Genomic DNA, 18,136 nt, shown 5'->3' on the forward strand with positions numbered 1-18,136 from the left:
CCACGGCGGTGAGTCGAACGTTGCCAATCGTGCGGCGAAAGATGAAGCGAGCCGAGAGAGGGGGGCTCGTCGCCTGCTTAAGAATCCCTATTCTTCGCCGGCGATTGTCGACATGGCGCGGTAAAGGCCGTGGTCGATCTGATCTGCTAGGAATTCCACGTGACCGTCAGCGAACGCAAAGAAGCCGCCTTGCGGATGATTGCTCCCGAACGCCCCATTCTGGCGTTCATACGACGTTCCCTGCCCCGGCTGAGTATTGAGGATGTATTCGGTGGTGCGCAGGCAATCGGCGTTGAGGCGAGCGTAAGTCCAGGTATTGGAGGACTCCCAAGTGTGCGCCATGATCACTTCGCCGATCAACATCGTCCGCGAGAGGCCGTCGCTTATTTCGCCCGCCCGCCTTGGGGTGACGTACACGAACATCCCATCATTATCGTACTTCGCCTTGGGGCGCGGCGCCGCCGGCCCTTTCGTCCCTTGAACAAAGGCGTAACTCCCGGTCGCTGCGAGCACCGGAGCATAGACGTCGCTGATCGCCTCGGCTTCGTCGCTTGGGCAGACGAGGAGCGGCAGACGCTGTGCGACGCCAGCTGCTTTCCGCGGATTGGCGAACCAACCAAGATCGTCGATATTCCGATTCCACAACCCGCCCTGATCGACGGCCAACTGCGCATGGAGCGGCTGTTGCTCCAGATAAGGAAGCAGCGTCACGAAGCCGCTGGCCGCCGTCTTGCGCTCGGGGGAAAGTCCCGGCGGGCAGACGGGAACGTCTGCCGTGTCGTCGCATCCGACGCGGCCAGCGGGAAATTGCCGCTCTGCCGCCTCATACTCGGCGACAGCCAGTGACAGTTGCTTCAAGTGATCGCTGCAACCTTGTCGCCGGGCCGCCTCTCGCGCCGCTTGGACCGCGGGAAAGATGATCGCGATGAGGCTTCCCAGGATCGCCGTGACGACGAGCAATTCGACCAGCGTGAACCCAGGCCGGCTCGCGGCTGCCGGCCCAAGCGCCGAGGCCCGCCAGCGCCGCGGTAACAGCCACAAATGTTGGGGAATCACCGACATCGACGTGGGCGCGAGTCGAGGAGAAATCGCTGGTCCTAGCAACGGGCCGGATACCGTCTAAGTTAACAGAATGACTCGCATTCTGCAGACATTTTCCTGCATCGGACGGATTGCCGTGACTTGAATCTGCACCTTCGATTCCGCGGGCAGGAAGACGCCGCTCGGGAATTTTGCAAGAGCTGCGGTCATTCGTCACATTGTTACGGTTGATCGAACCAAAGGGCCATGACCCTACCGAACGACGCCACTGCAGAATCAAGCGCCGGGGCTCCGCGGTTGACGGACCCCGCGGTGTTCGCTGCGCATTTCCAAGAGTCGTATCGCCGCTTGTCGTTGGTAGCAGCCGGCGTGACGGGCGAACGTCAATCGGCTGAGGACATCGTGCAGGAAGCCGCCGCGGTCGCCTTCGAAAAGGTCAATCAGTTTCAACCAGGATCCAACTTCGCCGCCTGGATGGCGGAAATTGTGCGGCGTTGTGCGCTCAACTACCGACGAAAGATTCAGCATCGTCGCACCTTCGCGACCGATCCCCTGGTGATCGCGGAAGCTCACGCCGGCGACGCCCTCTCTGACGGAGCATGGCCGATAGCGCGCGAGAGCGGCGAACTGGCGCCCGATCAGACGGCTTTTGACGACCAGCTTTCGCGGGCGCTGCAAACGCTCAACGTTGAGGCGCGATCTTGCTTGCTCCTGCGGGTCATCGAGAACCTCACCTATGCCGAGATTTCCGAACTGCTAAATATTCCCGAAGGAACCGCCATGAGCCACGTCCATCGGAGCAAGTCGGCGCTCCGACGCCAACTTGCCAGTTCCGCGGACGAATCGACGCGACGGCCGATCCAAAATGCCGTCGGCGACCAAGCTTAACTCATGCCAGACGCCAACTCACGACAAGACGACGAACTGTTCGAGATGATTCTCGACGGATTCACCATGGAAGGCGACGGCCAATCGCTCGAGGAGGCGTTGCGCGCCGATCCGTTGCGACGGCAGCAAGCAGAGCTTCAGAGAGAAATCGACGAAAGCCTCCGACGACTGTTCGCCGCTCAGCCGCCGTCGTGCGAGGCGATCGTCGCTGCCTTGCATCAATCCAGCACGGTTGTTCCGCGGTCGCAGCCGCGCCGTCGAACCGCGAGTTTATTTGGCGTCGTCGCTGCGTTGGCGGCGTCGCTATTGGTCGCGATTTCTTTGTCGTCGCTCTGGAAAAATGCACGCCACGACGCTCCCGACGTGGCGGCGCGGCCGCTGGTCGACCTCTACCAGAACGCGGTCGCAACCGGGTTTGAACCGAGCTACGAATGCCGTGAGCCCGAACGCTTCGCCGAGACCTTCGCGCGTCGCCAGGGCGTCCCCCTGAAGCTGCTTCCCATGCCGGAGGGTAGCCGTATGCTGGGGTTGGTCTACACCGGCGGGCTAAGCCGCGACACGACGGCGATGCTCGCTTACGTCAACGATCAACCGGTGATGGTCTTCGTCGACCGTGCCCAGAACGATCGGTCTGACGCGGCAATCCCCGCCGGCACGCTGCATGTGTTCCGCGAGGAGCGTGATGGATTGGTCTTTTATGAAGTGACGCCGCTCGCGAGCCCCGCCGTCACGTCATTGCTGGCCCCAGCTTCACCCGCTGCTCTTTGACGCGAGCTGATCGTCCGTCGCGACATGCTGCAATGAATCGCCGCGGCCGCGACATGTTGTATGACGTCGGCGCCGGTAGCGACCGCAGCAAATTCTCCCCAGGGGACTCGTCGTGCAACGAAACAACGCAACCCTCGTGGCGGTGCTAACAACGATATTGCTCGCAATCCTGGAAGGCAACGTCGCGGCGCTTCCCTATACCGCTCCCATTCAGAAAGGGAGCATCTCCGTGCGACTGGAGCCCGTCGCCACCGGCATGTCGGCGCCCGACTATGCCATCAGTCCTCCCAGCGATTCGGCGCGACTCTTCGTCGTGGAGCAAAAAGGCCTCCTGCGCATCATCGAAAACGGCGTCTTGCAACCTGGCGCTGCGCTAGATATTTCGGCGCGCGTCAGCCCGCCGTTTAACGCGGGCAATGCCAATGACGAGCGGGGCTTGCTGGGATTGGCATTTCATCCAGGCTTCAACGACCCCGCAAGCGTCGGTTATCGCACCCTGTACACCTACAACAGCGAGCCCATTCCTACCGGCTCGTTGCCGACGTTCTCGGCGCCAAACAACGCCTCGCAGTCGTACAAGAATGTCGTGAACGAATGGAAAATGAGCGTCAGCAACCCCAACGTGGTCGATCCCGCGTCGGGCCGGGAAGTCATCTCTTTCGGGAAGAACGCCGGCAACCATAACGGCGGAACCATCGCGTTCGGCCCCGACGGTTATCTCTATGTCGGACTTGGCGACGGCGGCAACTCCAACGACTCGGGCGCCAGCCACCTTGAGCCCGGCGGCAATTCTCAAAACCTGTCGACGCCGCTGGGAAAGATGCTGCGCATCGACCCGGTTAACCCGGCACTGACTGCGAGCAGTCCCAACGCCGCCAGCTCCAACGGACAGTATCGTTTGCCGGCAAGCAATCCCTTCCAAGCCGCAGGCCAGGTCGCGGAAATCTACGCCTACGGCTTCCGCAATCCCTACCGATTTTCGTTCGATGCGGCCAGCGGGGACCTCATCCTGGCCGACGTCGGGCAAAACAATATCGAAGAAATCGACCGGGTGACGCTCGGCGGCAACTACGGCTGGGCCGTCAAAGAGGGGACGTACTTATTCAATCGCTCCAACGGCACGATCGGCGCCCCGCCCGGGAACAACAGCCCTGGTCTGCCAGTGGGACTGATTGATCCCATTCAGGGGACGCAGGGAATATTGCAGTACGATCACGGCGACGGCATTTCAATTACGGGCGGATTCGTTTACCGCGGATCCGCCATCCCGCAACTCGCCGGAAAGTATGTTTTCGGCGATCTCGCACTCCGCGGGTCGCCGGTGCGCGCCGACGGCCGGTTGTTCTACGCCGATCTCGTCACGGGCATCATCAACGAGTTCAAGATTCCGCAATTCGTCAACGACCAGCTGCCCAACGGGCTGACGGTGCATGGCTTCGGTCAGGATGGCGCCGGCGAGTTGTACGCCCTGGTGACGAACACCCCGGCAAACGGCACGGGCGGAATTGTCTATAAGTTTGCCGCGATTCCCGAAGCGTCGACGTTCGTCCTCGCATCGATTGCGATCGCGGGTTGGCATGTGCTGCGAACAGCCGGGCTGAGCAAGCGGCGAATCAACGCCAACTAGCGATCCGGTGCGCGAACAGCAATGCTAGCCGCCCGCATCTACTTGGATCGCCGGCGCCTTCGTCCCGAGCCGGTCAGAAATCGCAGCCGCCACGGCCGAGTTTCGAGCCCGGCATCTTGAAGACCTGGCAAACGAACCCGATCGGCGGGAAGATTTCAAGGCGCAGGAACGCCGGCGAGCCCGCAAGAATCGCAAAGCGAAGCGGGCGAAGATGCAAGACACGTCCGACGACTACGCGCCGAAGTATCGCGTCCCCGTGCCCGCTGGCGGCCCGGTCGAAATGACGAAGGCCGATATCGGCAACGTGGAGTTTTTGCAAATGGGCGATTTGGATTTCGCCTTAGACGCCGTCGTCGAAGCGGCCAGCGCTCAACACGAAATGGAAGACCTGAATTGCCGTTGGACGCTCGGCGGCAATCCCGACGACTTCGATTTGGCCGACTACGACGACGAACCGACGCCGCCCGTGGCGCCGTACCGCGGCAATCCGAATCGGCAGTACGGCATCGTTCGCTAGTGGGCTTTGTGGCGATTGGCCCGCCGGGCAGGGCGGGCTTATTGCTGCGGCCTTAATGCTTCGATCAACAGGCGAAGAATCGCCAAGTGAGTTTCGACGGGGCAGTTATCGTCATTGCCCCAAACGCCGACGTGGCCGTCAACTTGCTCGATCCTAAAGTTGTAGCCGCGAAACCAGAATTCGAAGTTGCTTCCTGGCGAGTGGCGAAGACGATTTATCCCTGACAACGCGTTGAGTTCCTTGTAAAGCGCTTTCAGTGATCCAGAGTGCGGGTATTCGGCAATGATTCTGAAGGGTGATAGAGGGTTAAAATCGTCCTCAGAAGCCATTCGCGTCCTGGGTGACTTCTCAAGCAGTCACATTTCAATGTTGCCGGCCCCGCCTTTTCTTAGCCGCAATAGTCGTCGGTCGCAATAGGGATGTTTAGGTGAATTCTCTAATGCTGAATTTAGTTCGGTGATGCGACCCAATGCTCTTTAAGGATATGAATACTCTACTTGGCACGCGTGCGGATTCGCACGCATCAAAATGCGTCGGGGCCATGACGCAACCAACCAACGAGGAACCTAACCCAATGCCCGAATGCTAAGATCGCTTGAAACGCCCCTGGCCGATCGACCTAATGCCCGAAGTTAGAAATCGATTGAGCCACGCGACCGGCGCTGAGCTTGCCGACCCTATCGGCCTGGCCGAGCTTGGCGCCTTCCCGCCGTGCCGAAGCTAAGGCGAATCAAGACGGCGAAGATGCGCCAGATGAAAGGGCGGCCGCTCACCGCCGCTGAGTTCCGGGCAATGCTCGTTGCCACGCGTGAAGTCGTCGGCCGGGCCGCGGCGCCGTCTTGGCGAAATTTGCTTCGCGGTCTTTGAGGATCCGGCCTGCGCCTGTCGGAAATCCTTCACGTTCATTGGACCGACCGTAGGTACTTCGTACCCACTTGGGGCGACGGGCTACCGCCCCTGGCAATCCCCGCCACGATGCAAAAGTACGCGACCGAAGAGTCTATCCCATTGCTCCCCGGGTTTGAGCGGTTGTTGCTTCGTACGCCCGTTGTCGATCGGAAGGGGTGGGCATTCAACTCCGTTAGCCTTCAAATCGCCGTCGGCCGTAAGCCGCGTCACGGTCGATTCACGGCGGAATGGGCCAGCAAGGTCATTTGCGATATCGGCCAGAAAGCAAACGTCATCGTTTCACCGGCGGCGGGGGAAAAGCCGTCAAAATTCGCCAGTGCTCACGACCTGCGACGGAGTTGCGCCGATCAACTCGTTGCCGCTGGCGTACCGGAACGCGAAGTGGCGGCGATCTTGCGGCACGCTAGCGCAGAGACGACGCGGCGGCACTACGCCCCGGGCAACGTGCAACGGACGGCCGAAGTCATTCGCCATCGGCTAAAAACGCCCAAGAGCACCTAGGTACACCGGGCATCTTCTAAGGGCGGCGAAAATCGCCGTAAACCCTTACTAGACAAGAAGTACACCCCACAGGAGTCGAACCTGTAACCTTCGGATTCGTAGTCCGATGCTCTATCCAATTGAGCTAGGGGTGCGTAGGCGTCCTTCATGCCAGGAACGATCGCAGCGACGCCGTTTCGCGGCATGACGTTGGGTCACTCGAACCACCCGATGGCGGCGTCCCCGGCAGATTCACAAGTTTAGCAGTTTCCGCATCCCTATCCAGGGGGGCTCCAACTGCCGACCAGTGCAACGATCCAAGCACGCAGATTTGTAGGCAAGGACCCAAGTTGCCGGCGCAATCGTGCCATCAAAAAAAGCATGCGCCGGCATCGCCTACTACCAGGCGCGACGCAGTTTGCCTGAGGTAATATTCCATCGACCGATGGCGCCCCCACGCGGCGAATCGTCCTCCCAATTTCAACTAGCCCCGTGATGCGGCGGGCGAGTTCAGCCTCGCTACCGGCTCTCGCGCCGACCTCAACGACGTGCGAAGCAGGGCCCCATTCAAGTATTTTTGAGTCGAGACGTTTTCACCTCGCTCCAGGGCGAAACTAGCTAATGGGTTGGTCGCGAACTCATCCACACGGCTGCGCCGCGCTGTAAAATATTGTAACTCTATGCTAACATTTGACAGGAGCCTCAGGGGTGGCGCACGGTGACCTTGCCGCCCAGATTTCGCCGAGTCGTGTCAAATGTCGCAGCAGTTCGAAGTCGCGCTCATCATCGATCCCGGTTCGCCCTACGACCGTCGGATCGTGCGTGGCGTTGCCGAGTACGTTCATCGCGCGCGGCGCGAGTGGTCGCTGTATGTCGAAGAGGATTTGGTCGATCGCCTGCCCGATCTCCGGGCCTGGGGAGGGGACGGCATCTTGGCGAACTTGGATGACCACCGCATCGCTGCCGCGGTCACTAGTCTGGGGATTCCCGTCGTCGGCATCGGCGGCGGCTACGGTTACTACGAAGAGAACCCTCACATCCCGTACGTTCGCACTGACAATCGTGCGATCGCGCGGATGGGCGCCAAGTACCTGTTGAACCTGGGATTCCGGCGGTTCGCTTTCTGCAGCGAACCGCCCACAAAGTACAACGGCTGGGCGAAGGAGCGCGAAGAGGCATTCGTGGCGACCATCAAGGAGGCCAGCTTTCCATGCGAAGTCTTTTCGGGTCGACATAGTCCCGCCAAGCAGTGGCGTCAGTCGCAACTCGCGCTGCAGGATTGGCTCACGAAGATCAGCACGCCGACCGGCCTCATGGCTTGCCACGACGGCCGCGCCCGTCACGTGCTGCAAGCGTGTCGCGCCGTAGGCCTGCGCGTCCCGGACGACGTCGCGATTCTGGGCGTCGACAATGACGATCTGATGTGCGAACTGACGCGGCCCCCCCTCTCCAGCATCGAGCAGGGCGCGCTCCGCGTCGGCTTCGAGGCGGCGGCAATGCTCGATCAACTGATGCAGGGGCGGGAACTATCGCAATGCCAAGCATCGATTCCGCCCGAGCAGGTCGTCACGCGACAGTCCACCGACGTCACGGCGGTAGCTGATCCCGACGTCGCTGGAGCCCTCGAGTTCATTCGCGAGAACGCCTGCAAGCCGATTCATGTGAGCGACGTGCTGGAGATGGCCCGCCTGTCGCGTTCGACGCTTGAAAGCCGCTTTCGCGAGGCGATCGGCCGCACGATCCATGCAGAGATTCGCCGCATCCAAGTCGAAGCGGCGCAGCGGCTGTTGATCACCACCAACTTGCCGATCAAAGAAGTGGTGCAACGAGTCGGTATTTCATCAGTGCAATACTTTACCGCCGTCATACGCAATGCGACGGGGCAGACGCCCGGCGAAATCCGCAAGAGCGCGCTGAAATAGCGCCCGTGCCGCCGGCGGCGTGGGAATGAGCCGCCGCTGCGCCAGCGGCGTACCGCTCTGGGCGCACTGGCCCGCTCGCGTCGGCCTGCGTAATGGCCCCGCCGCTCATTGCTCTGCCGGCGCTGGCGTTGGCCCGCTGCCTAACGGATAGAGCTCCCAGCGACGAAAAAACACCTCGGCCAATTCCGTTTGCAGCTGAATCTGACCCTCCCTCGGCGAAGCGTTGTATGCCTCGTTCACCTTGACGCCGTTGACGAAGGTCGTGATGCGATCGCCGTCGGCGAACACGTCGATCCGCGTCCACTCCTGGCCCGGGCTCTCAACGTCCTTGGGGCCGCGAAAGCCTTTCAGATCCTCCCAATCGGGGTCACGGTCCTTCCAATTGATGCGACGCCGGTCAGCGTTGCCGTAGGTGGCTTCCGGTCCCTCCTCGTTCCAGACGACTTCATCGTCGCGGTCGTGCGTCACATGCGCCGTCAATGACATGGGAATCGGCTCGCCCTGCTCGTCATTGCCGTTCACGAAAACGAAATCCCCGACGCCTCCTTCGATGATTTGCACTTCGAGCGACGGTTTCCAAATGCCGCTGTAGCCGCCGTTCACGCCATTACTGTGAATCAGCAGTCCTGAATCGCGTGCCGCGTCGGCGCGGTCATGCCACGTCTTCTCCCCCCATTTGTATTCCAGCACCAGGTGATAGTCGCGGTATGACTTGTTCGTGACGAGCCCTCCCAGCCCATCGCCGGTCACATGAAGCAATCCATCGTCCACGCGAAAGACGCGCTTCGGATCTTCCAGTTGCGAGTCCTTGAGCCACGTGTAGCAGTCGCCCAACGTCTTGCCGTCGAACAGCACGATCGGACGATCGGTCGGCTTGATCGCCTCGCGACTGCTGGTCGTCGGCTGTTCGGCGTGCAAGGCATGTTGCGAGACGAGCGCGCCGCAAGCAATCAGCAACGTCAAGGGGATGTGCGGATACCAATACATATCATCACTTTCAGTTTAGATCATTCTTCGTTCGACCAGTTTGCACCACACTCCTAGGACGTCGACTGGCGCCGCGATCGTTAGCGTCGCACGATTGACGTCTACGTCGCCGTCACGGTGCAGCGGCGTCGCCGGAGCTGGCCCTTACGCAGCATACTCGGTAATCTTCGCTCGGCGGGAAGTCAGAAACGATTTGCAATATATTGCAACCCTGGTTTTCTGCTTTCGCGTCTGGTCGCGAGTAGACTGAGCTGCAACAAGCGCTTTCGTCAATTCGCACGATCGAAATCACTCCGAACTGAGCGCTGCCCAGCGAGAATCGACATTGTCGCGCGCCGTGAAGTCAACCGTCGATAATCCGCCGAGTACAGCGCCTCGTAACCGCCACTCTCCTCGAACCGTTGATGGTCAAGGAGGCGAACATTCGGGTCGCTGCCCGGCAACGATGCTTCAGTCCGAAGAGTTGATCGTAAGTTCGCGCTGCCTTCGACACATTGCGGCGACTGCCGCGGCACTGCTTGTAGGGTTCTGGGCTGCCCTCTGGACGACAGCGATCGCAGCGAGCGAACCACTGGAGCCCGTCGCGGCACTTGCCGACTTCGCGCTGCCGCCAGGATATCGCATCGAATTGGTCGCCGCTGAGCCCGAGATCGTCGACCCGGTCGCCATGGCGTTCGACCCGCAAGGCCGACTCTGGGTCGTCGAGATGCGCGACTATCCGCTGCTCGCCGCGGGGGCGCCGCCATCGTCGCGCATTCGCATCCTGGAAGACAAGAATCGCGACGGCCGGTTCGAGTCAGCCAGCACGTTTGCCGACGGTCTGTTGTTTCCCACCGGCTTGCAACTCTGGGGGAGCGGCGCCTTCGTCACCCTCGCCGGCGAGATCGCGTATTTTCCTGACGACGATCACGATAGTCGCGCCGATCGGCACGAAACATGGTATCGCGGCTTCGCGACCCACAACGAGCAACTTCGCGCCAACCATCCCACCCTTGCCGCCGATGGGCTTATCTATGTCGCCGGCGGATTGCGCGGCGGGACGATCGAGAACGTCCGTCGCCCCGCCGATGCACCGATCTCGATCAATGGACGTGATTTCGCGTTCAATCCCCGCACGGGTGAGTTCCGGGCCGTCAGCGGCAACGGACAATTTGGCCTCGCGATTGACGACTACGGTCGCCGCTTTACCTGCAGCAACCGCAATCCGTTGATTGAGGTAATGATCGAACAGCGCTATCAAGACCTCAACCCGGCGCTGATACTTCCCGCCGTCGTCCAAGACGCTGCCGCCGCTGGCGCTGACTCTCGTATCTTCGCGCGGAGTAGGGCGCTGACAACTTCGGCGCAGCATGCCGGACAATTCACCGCCGCTTGCGGCGTCGACATTTATCGCGGCGATGGGCTGCCGACGAGCGCTTACGGCAATGCGTTTATCTGCGAGCCGACCGCGAATGTCGTCCACCGCGAGATCGTGACGCCCTGTGGCTCCGTCATGCGCGCCAGCTCCGCTGAACAAGATGCCGAGTTTCTCACCGCCGCGGACGAGTGGTTCCGCCCGGTGAATCTGGCCGATGGTCCTGACGGTGCGCTATACGTCGTCGACATGTACCGTGCCGTCATCGAACACCCCGAGTGGATGACGCCTGAGCTGCGTGGTCGCCCCGATCTGCTCAAAGGCATCGACCGAGGACGCATCTACCGCATCCTCGCCGATGGGGCGTCGGCGACTTCGCCAGACCGGGAAGTTACCATCGAGGCCGATCCCGAAAAACTAACCGGTTTGCTTAGTCATCCCAATAGCTGGCGCCGGGAGACGGCAGCGCGCCTGCTGCTGGAACTTGGAGGCGCCGCCGTCGTCGCGCCTCTGCAACGGGCCGCCGCGAGCGCCGACACAACGAGCGCCCGCTGGCTGGCCTTCTCCACGCTCGATGCCCTCAGCGGCCTGAAGCCCGACGCGATTTCCACGATGCTCCGCGATGGGGCGCCCGAAATTCGTGCGCTAGGACTGCGGCTGGCTGAACCGCATCTCGCCACTTCCGCCGCGTTGGCGACCGAGGCGCTGGAACTCGCCGTCGACCCTGACCCGCGCGTCCGATACCAAACGGCGCTGACTTCGATGGTCCTGCCGTCGCTGCAGACCGTCGCGGCCTTGCGGGAAATTGCCCTGAAGGGCGCCGGCGATGACTGGACCTGCCGCGCCGTGGCGCTGGCGTCGCGCGAACAGGCGGGGGCATTACTCTCCGAATTACTTGCGCCCGACGTACGCGTCGAATTCACTCCTGCGCTGGCTCGCGAGCTAATGGCCGCGGTGGTTGCTCAGGATCAGGGTCAACAGTTGCCGGTTGTGCTCAGCTCCTTCGACCGCGTCGACCGACAGACCTCGCGGGCGCTGCTCCTGGCGGCCCAGGACGCGTTGCAGCAGCGCGGAATGTCGCTCGTTTCGGTTCTGGAAGCACTCTACACGTCGGCTCCGACCGCTCATTGCGCGATTCAGAACCTGTTCGATGAATCGCTGGCCCGGATTTGCGACGGCAGCATCGCCGAGAGCGCGCGGATCGCCGAGGCCCCGCTGCTGCAGCTCGACGCGCGGCCCGCGGTTGGGGAAAGGTTGCTCGAACTATTGGCCGCCGATGCGTCGACGCCGATCCAGGCGTCTGCGATCGCCGCGCTCCGATCGCAGACGGCCCCCGAACTTGCCGACGCCCTCCTGGCGCATGTCCCCAGCCAGCTTCCGACCGTTCGTCGCGCGACGGTTGAATTGCTCTCATCGCGCCGGGAGTGGACCGCAAAGTTGCTGCATGCGGTCGCGACCGAGCAAATCGCCGCCAGCGACGTCGACCCTGCCCGACGCCTCCAACTGATGCAATCTCCCGACCCCGTGGTGCGGACCGAGGCGGAGCGTCTCTTCGGCAGCGAGTTCAAGGATCGCGAAGAGGTTGTCGGCCGGTATCAGCCCGCCTTGCAGCTCAGCGGCGACGCCGAACGGGGGCATGCGGTCTATCTGGGGAATTGCGCGAGTTGCCATCGCATCGGGGACGAAGGCACGGCCATCGGCCCCGACATCGGGGACGCGTCGATGAAAACGTCCGCCCAACTCCTCACCGACATCCTCGATCCCAATCGCGCTGTCGACGCGAATTTTGTCAACTATGTCGCTTTGACAGTCGACGGCGTCAGTCATCAAGGGCTTATCAAATCAGAAACGGAAAACGGCCTCGTCCTACTCGGCGCCGATGGCAAGTCAGTCGCTATCCTCCGTGAAGATCTCCAGTCGCTCGCCAGCGGCAATTCATTAATGCCCGTGGGACTCGAACGGCAGATCGATCCGCAACAAATGGCCGATCTGCTGGCATTTCTGAAGACCTGGCGACATGCCGCGGAGCTGCGGGGGAACCGCACCGACGACCACGCGAACGCGGCGTCGCTTCCCTGAAATCCATGGGAGCTCGTTGCGTTGCCACTTGCCCTTTGATCGTGCCGCCAATTCCTGATATCACTATGCACTCACTAACCACGCCGCCACTTAAACTTCGCCGCGACCAAGCTCCGGAAGCCTGCATGACTCGTCCATTGAGCAAGGTCGCCCCCGGCTGGTGGGACTACACCACTCTCGATCCGGAGGTCCTCCGCGAGGCGGGGCGACTTAACGAACGCTCGTTGAAAAGCCTAGCGCGGCCCGGCTTCAAGATACATTTCTACGACACGCTCGAAGAATTCTACCTGGCCGAAGCTCTTGAATACGTTGAAGCCTGGCGGCAGAGCTCGTCCGACAATCCCGCGGGCGTGTGCGGCCCGATCGGGCCGACCGAGCAGCTGCCGCTAGTGGCACGCATCGTCAATTCGTTGGAAATCAACCTGGCCAAGCTCGATGCCCACTTCTGGGGCATGGACGAATGGGTCGAGGACGGGCGCCCGGTTGCTGCCGACCACCCGCTCAGCTTTGCCCGCGCCGATATGGAGCTGTGCTTCAATCGCATCGATCGTAAGCTGCGACCTCGTCGCGAGAACATCCATTTTCCCACGGGCGATCTCCAAGCGTTTAGCGACAGTTTCGATCGGGCGCGTTGCGTCGTCATGCAGGGAGGACAGGGCGAAGTGAAGCACTGGGCCTTCAACGATCCGCCGCAACGGACCGGCAAGTGGAAGGACCAGCCGCCGAGCCCGGCCGAGTATCGCAAGCTCGGCGCCCGAGTCGTCGCGCTTCACCCGATGACCGTCATTCAAAACGCTCGCACCAGCGGGGGCGGTCAGGTCGCCAGCGTGCCGACGTCGGCCTGCACCGTGGGCCCCGTCGAAACCTGGAAGTCGGAGCGCGTGAGCATCTGGCAGGCCGGCCGCCACGACAATCCATTCGGCCAGCGGCTCACGGCCCTCATGATTGCCAAACGCATCCCCGACACGTCGGTGCCAATGTCGCTGCTGGCCGATCATCCCGACGTTCATTTCCACTACTACCGTCCCGGCCTCGGCGCCGTGGCGGCGGAAATGCATTGAGCCCTCTTTCGGGTTTGTTTCAAGCGGTGCGCGCGTCTCGGTGCGCAATCGGTGCGCGGCGCCGCCGTATTCGCCCTGGCGACGGGCCCCGTTCGATCGTGTTATAATCGGTGAGCGCCCCACGCCGGGCGCCGAGTCCGCGCTGCGTCTCCCGACGGCCTCTTTTCGCATTGCGAACGACGAGGCTGCACTTGCCGCCGCGGTTCGCGACTTGAACTACTCCTCCGCGAGCGTACGCACATGGCGGCTCCCTGGGCACATCGCGTCGGCAGGCCTCTCGTCGGTCCGCTGGCGGCGCTCGCCTTCTCGTTATCGAACGCGCTTTGGTGGACAACGGAATCCGCACTCGCAGCCGCGCCGTCCGACTTGCCGACTCGCTATGAGTCGACAATCCAGCCATTGCTGGCGCAGTACTGCCACGACTGCCACAACGCCGATCTCGCCGAGGGCGATCTCGATTTTTCGCGGCTGTCGACCTGGGCTGCCGCCGAGACTGAAACCCAGCAATGGAAGCTAGCCGATGAAATGATCCACGGCGGCATCATGCCCCCCGTCGACGCCCCGCAACCGACCGACGGCGATCGTGCAGCCATTCTCGAGTGGCTGCACGACTATCTCACGTTGCAGTCGAAAAAGGACGCCGGAGACCCCGGCCCGGTCGTGCTTCGTCGTCTCTGTAATGCCGAGTACGCCTATACCGTCCGCGATCTCACCGGCGTCGGCTCGCTCGACCCCGGCCGTGAGTTCCCGGTCGACGGCGCCGCGGGCGAAGGATTCACCAACGTCGGCAATGCGCTGGCGATGTCGCCGGCGCTGGCGACGAAGTATCTCGACGCCGCCAAAGAGATCGCGGCCCACGCGGTGCTGCTCCCGGACGGGATCGGATTCTCGCCCAAGACGACGCGCAGCGACTGGACGGCCGAGCGCCTCGCCGCGATCCGGCGTCTCTACGCGAAGTATGCGGACGCCGGCGGCGGCGATCAGGTGAACGTGCAAGGCGTCATCTTCAAGTCCAACGAAGGGGGGCGGCTGCCAGTCGAAAAATACTTCGCCGCTCTCATCGATCATCGCGATGCGCTCACCACCGGCAGCGTCACGCTGGCCGAGGTCGCCGCGCAGGGCAACTTGAGCCCCAAATACTTGGGCGCCCTTTGGTCCGCGCTCACTGCTGAAGACCCTTCGCTGCTGCTCGACGAGATTCGTGGTCCGTGGCGATCGGCGCAAGCAGGCGATCCACCCACAGTCGCCTCGCTCGCTGCACTGATCCACCGTTGGCAAGAGAAGCTGTGGAAATTCAACATCGTCGGGCACATCGGCAAGGTCGGCGGTCCGAGGAGTTGGCAGGAAGCCGTCAGCCCGCTCACGTCGCGGCACGAGATTCGCCGCCAACTCGTCGCTCAGCCAGGGGCCGACGAAGTCGTCTTCAGCCTCATCACGAGCGCCGCCGGCGACAACGCCGAGCATGACGTCGCCGTTTGGAATCGCCCTCGACTCGCCATCCCTGGCCGCGCCGACTTGCCGCTCCGCGACGTGCGGCAGACGGTGGCGCAAATGGAGCAGCGCCGTCAACGAATCGCGGCTACGACGTCCGCCTGCCTCGCGGCCGCGGCCGAAGCAGAAGCCCTCGCCGGCAGCGTCGACCTCGCCGAACTTGCGAAGCGCCATGCCGTCGACGCCGCCGACCTCCAAGCCTGGCTCGACTACCTCGGCATCGGCCTGATCCAACCGATCGGCGTCACCGGTCATCTGTCGGCTAAACTCGAAAACGTCGGCGGCTACCCCGCCGCCGCCGGTTGGAAGGGCGCCGAGTTTCCCCAGTTCGTCGCCAACTCCTCCGACCAAGAACTCCACATCCCCGGCCTGTTGCCGCCGCGCAATTTCGTCGTCCACCCAGGGCCAACAGCGCGCGCCACACTCGTCTGGCAGGCGCCGGTCGCGGGCCGTATGGTCGTTACCGCCGCCGTGACTCACGCCCACCCAGCCTGCGGCAACGGCGTCACCTGGCGTCTCGAACATCTCCGCGGCCGCGTGCGGCAACGCCTCGCCGCCGGCATTGCTCAGGGATCAGCCGCCAACAACGTGTCCGTCCCGGAGCCGCTCGACGTGCAACTTGGCGATCAGCTTATCCTCACCATCGGCCCCCGTGACGGCGACCATTCCTGCGATCTGACGAACATCAATCTCACGATCTTCAACGAGGCGAATGCCGCCGAACGCTGGAACTTGGCCGAAGACGTTGCCGCCGACGTCACCGCCGGCAATCCCCACGCTGATCGACTCGGCCACGCGAACGTCTGGCACTTCACCGCCGAAGCGGAGATACCTGACGACTCAACGAACCTGATTCCCTCCGGCTCGCTCGTCGAGCGCTGGCGCGCCGCTGCCAGCGACGATGAACGCGGGGCGCTCGCCGCTCAGTTGGCCGCGCTGCTGGCGAGTCGAGAAGGCCCGGCCGGCGACTCTCCCGACGCGGTGCTCTTCCGCGACCTGACCGCATGGCGCGGGCCACTCCTTGGCGGCGCCTCTCACTCGAAGACAGCCCAACCGACAGCACCAGCCGAAGGCTCAAACACGGCGTCTGTCATCGGCCTCGACCCCGCCGCGTTCGGCCGCGCGCCCAATGGCGAGCCCATCGATGCTGAAAGCCTCGCCGTCAATGCTCTGAGCGTCATCGAAGTCCGCCTCCCCGCCGCGCTCGCCTCAAACTGCGAATTCGTCGTCGAAGGAACGCTCCATCCTGAACTTGGCCGCGAGGGGAGCGTCCAGTTCGACGTCGTCATGGGCGCCGCCGGCAGCGACGCGGTGCAAGCCCGCGTCGCGACGCTCGCCCGCCCAGCGAGCGATTCACCAATAGTGACAACCGAATCGAGCGCCGCTCGCTCCAAACTTGAGGGCGAAGTTGAAGCGTTTCGTCAACTCTTCCCCGCCGCCCTCTGCTACGCCACGATCGTCCCCGTCGACGAGGCGGTGACCCTCACGCTCTACCATCGTGAAGACGACCAACTCTCGCGGCTGATGCTCAGCGACGCCGAGCGCGCCGAACTCGATCGCCTTTGGAACGAACTCCACTTTATCAGCCAGGACGCCTTCACGAAGGTCGACGCCTTGGCGCAACTCATCGAGTACGCCACGCAAGACGCCGATCCTTCCGCGTTCCTGCCGCTAAGGGAGCCGTACGACGCTCAGGCGGCCGCGTTTCGCCGGCAACTCCTCGCGGCGGAACCGCAGCACGTCAACGCGGTCGTTGAGTTCGCTGCCCGCGCCTATCGCCGGCCGCTCACCGCGGCGGAATCCGCCCAACTCCGCGAACTTTACGCCAAGTTCCGCACAGAAGAACTCGATCACGAAGCCGCGACACGTCTATTGGTCGCGCGTCTCTTCGCGTCGCCCGCGTTCCTCTATCGGCTCGAATCGCCGGCGACAGGGCAGGGGAGTGCGCCCGTCTCCGACTGGGAACTCGCCACGCGCCTCAGCTATTTCCTCTGGTCGTCAACTCCAGACGAAACGCTCCGCGCGCTCGCCGCGGCGGGTCAGCTCAGCGAACCGCCGATTCTCGTCGAGCAGCTGCACCGGATGCTCGCCGACGATCGCATCAGCCGCCTGTCGTCCGAATTCGCCTGCCAATGGCTCCACGTCCGCGATTTCGCCGCCCACGATGAGAAGAGCGAAACCCACTTCCCTGCGTTCGCCGCGCTGCGCGGAGCGATGGCCGAGGAGTCGCGTCTCTTCTTCACCGACTTGTTCCAGCACGACCGCTCGGTCCTTTCGATTCTCGACGCCGATCATACGTTCCTCAACGACGCGCTCGCCGTCCACTACGAAATCCCCAACGTCACCGGTCCCCAGTGGCGCCGCGTCGACGGCGTCCGCCAGTTTGGCCGCGGCGGCATTCTCAGCCACGCGACGACGCTCGCCGCCAACTCCGGCGCGTCGCGCACCAGCCCGATCCTCCGCGGCGTTTGGATCAGCGAGGTGCTCTTGGGCGAGCGCCTCCCCAAGCCTCCCGCCGGCGTCCCGCCCCTCCCCGACGAGCAGAGCGCCAGCGACGACCTCACGGTCCGGCAACAGGTCGAACGCCACGTGAGCGACCCCAAATGCGCGGGCTGCCATCGCCGCATCGACCCGTATGGCTTCGCGCTGGAAGCGTACGACGCCATTGGCCGCCGTCGATCGACTGACCTCAACGGCCAGCCGATCGACGCGCGCAGCGAATTAATCGACTCGACCAAAGTTGATGGGGTCGACGGCCTCCGCAACTATCTGGTCGAGACGCGTCGCAGCGCGTTCGTCCGCCAGTTCTGCAAGAAGCTTCTCGGCTTCGCCCTTGGCCGCGGCGTGCTGCTCACCGACGAACCGTTGCTTGCCGACATGGAAGCCGCGCTCGCCGCCAATGACTACCGCGTTAGCGCTGCGATCGAAGTGATTGTCCTCAGCCGCCAGTTCCGCGAAATCCGCGGCGTCGACGCCACGGCCGGCAACTAACTCGTAACTCGTAACTCGCCT

13 protein-coding genes and 1 tRNA gene are annotated in these 18,136 nt (G+C 62.9%); 9 read left to right on the forward strand and 5 right to left on the reverse strand.

What is annotated here, in order from left to right; genetic code table 11:
- Positions 1-87: 87 nt before the first annotated feature.
- The gene (locus tag I41_RS13845; RefSeq protein ID WP_145433253.1) at positions 88-1,062 is read right to left on the reverse strand and encodes a DUF1559 domain-containing protein; all 975 of its coding nucleotides are present in this window, start codon (positions 1,060-1,062) and stop codon (positions 88-90) included.
- A gap of 225 nt (positions 1,063-1,287) precedes the next feature.
- On the opposite strand from I41_RS13845, the gene I41_RS13850 reads away from it, so the two are divergent.
- The 4 genes from I41_RS13850 to I41_RS13865 all read left to right on the forward strand — a co-directional run bounded on the left by I41_RS13850 (position 1,288) and on the right by I41_RS13865 (position 4,841).
- A complete protein-coding gene (locus I41_RS13850) occupies positions 1,288-1,929 on the forward strand; it encodes an RNA polymerase sigma factor (RefSeq protein WP_145433254.1) in 642 nt (213 codons plus the stop codon).
- Positions 1,930-1,932: 3 nt separating this feature from the next.
- Positions 1,933-2,697, forward strand: a complete 765-nt coding sequence (locus tag I41_RS13855) for a hypothetical protein (RefSeq protein ID WP_145433255.1) — start codon at positions 1,933-1,935, stop codon at positions 2,695-2,697.
- A 112-nt stretch (positions 2,698-2,809) separates the two neighbouring features.
- A complete protein-coding gene (locus I41_RS13860; protein ID WP_210420949.1) occupies positions 2,810-4,324 on the forward strand; it encodes a PQQ-dependent sugar dehydrogenase in 1,515 nt (504 codons plus the stop codon).
- A gap of 211 nt (positions 4,325-4,535) precedes the next feature.
- Positions 4,536-4,841 carry a hypothetical protein gene (locus tag I41_RS13865; RefSeq protein ID WP_145433256.1) on the forward strand — a complete coding sequence of 102 codons (306 nt, stop codon included), beginning with the start codon at positions 4,536-4,538 and terminating at the stop codon, positions 4,839-4,841.
- 38 nt (positions 4,842-4,879) lie between these two features.
- On the opposite strand, the gene I41_RS13870 is transcribed toward I41_RS13865, so the two are convergent.
- Together I41_RS13870 and I41_RS27280 are read right to left on the reverse strand one after the other, a co-directional pair.
- A complete protein-coding gene (locus I41_RS13870) occupies positions 4,880-5,170 on the reverse strand; it encodes a hypothetical protein (protein WP_145433257.1) in 291 nt (96 codons plus the stop codon).
- A gap of 391 nt (positions 5,171-5,561) precedes the next feature.
- The gene (locus tag I41_RS27280; RefSeq protein ID WP_168206903.1) at positions 5,562-5,747 is read right to left on the reverse strand and encodes a hypothetical protein; all 186 of its coding nucleotides are present in this window, start codon (positions 5,745-5,747) and stop codon (positions 5,562-5,564) included.
- Between I41_RS27280 and I41_RS13875 the strand changes: the two genes are divergently transcribed.
- Positions 5,733-6,251, forward strand: a complete 519-nt coding sequence (locus I41_RS13875) for a site-specific integrase (protein WP_246133879.1) — start codon at positions 5,733-5,735, stop codon at positions 6,249-6,251. The genes I41_RS27280 and I41_RS13875 overlap by 15 nt on opposite strands.
- A 60-nt stretch (positions 6,252-6,311) precedes the next feature.
- Here the strand turns inward: I41_RS13875 and I41_RS13880 are convergent.
- Positions 6,312-6,385, reverse strand: a tRNA-Arg gene (locus tag I41_RS13880).
- 600 nt (positions 6,386-6,985) lie between these two features.
- Here I41_RS13880 and I41_RS13885 point away from each other — a divergent pair.
- Positions 6,986-8,152 carry a XylR family transcriptional regulator gene (locus tag I41_RS13885; protein WP_145433259.1) on the forward strand — a complete coding sequence of 389 codons (1,167 nt, stop codon included), beginning with the start codon at positions 6,986-6,988 and terminating at the stop codon, positions 8,150-8,152.
- 105 nt (positions 8,153-8,257) lie between these two features.
- On the opposite strand, the gene I41_RS13890 is transcribed toward I41_RS13885, so the two are convergent.
- A complete protein-coding gene (locus I41_RS13890; protein WP_145433260.1) occupies positions 8,258-9,139 on the reverse strand; it encodes a 3-keto-disaccharide hydrolase in 882 nt (293 codons plus the stop codon).
- 445 nt (positions 9,140-9,584) lie between these two features.
- Here I41_RS13890 and I41_RS13895 point away from each other — a divergent pair, with 445 nt between their 5' ends.
- The 3 genes from I41_RS13895 to I41_RS13905 all read left to right on the forward strand — a co-directional run bounded on the left by I41_RS13895 (position 9,585) and on the right by I41_RS13905 (position 18,115).
- Positions 9,585-12,572, forward strand: coding sequence for a PVC-type heme-binding CxxCH protein (locus tag I41_RS13895; RefSeq protein ID WP_145433261.1), 2,988 nt, complete (start codon positions 9,585-9,587; stop codon positions 12,570-12,572).
- A 125-nt stretch (positions 12,573-12,697) separates the two neighbouring features.
- Positions 12,698-13,633 (forward strand): sugar phosphate isomerase family, encoded by a 936-nt coding sequence (locus tag I41_RS13900; RefSeq protein WP_145433262.1) that lies wholly within the window; start codon positions 12,698-12,700, stop codon positions 13,631-13,633.
- Positions 13,634-13,873: 240 nt separating this feature from the next.
- Positions 13,874-18,115: a DUF1592 domain-containing protein gene (locus I41_RS13905; RefSeq protein ID WP_145433263.1), complete on the forward strand. Its 4,242-nt coding sequence runs from the start codon at positions 13,874-13,876 to the stop codon at positions 18,113-18,115.
- The last annotated feature ends 21 nt before the right edge of the window (positions 18,116-18,136 follow it).

Source organism: Lacipirellula limnantheis (assembly GCF_007746075.1).
Taxonomy (GTDB): domain Bacteria; phylum Planctomycetota; class Planctomycetia; order Pirellulales; family Lacipirellulaceae; genus Lacipirellula; species Lacipirellula limnantheis.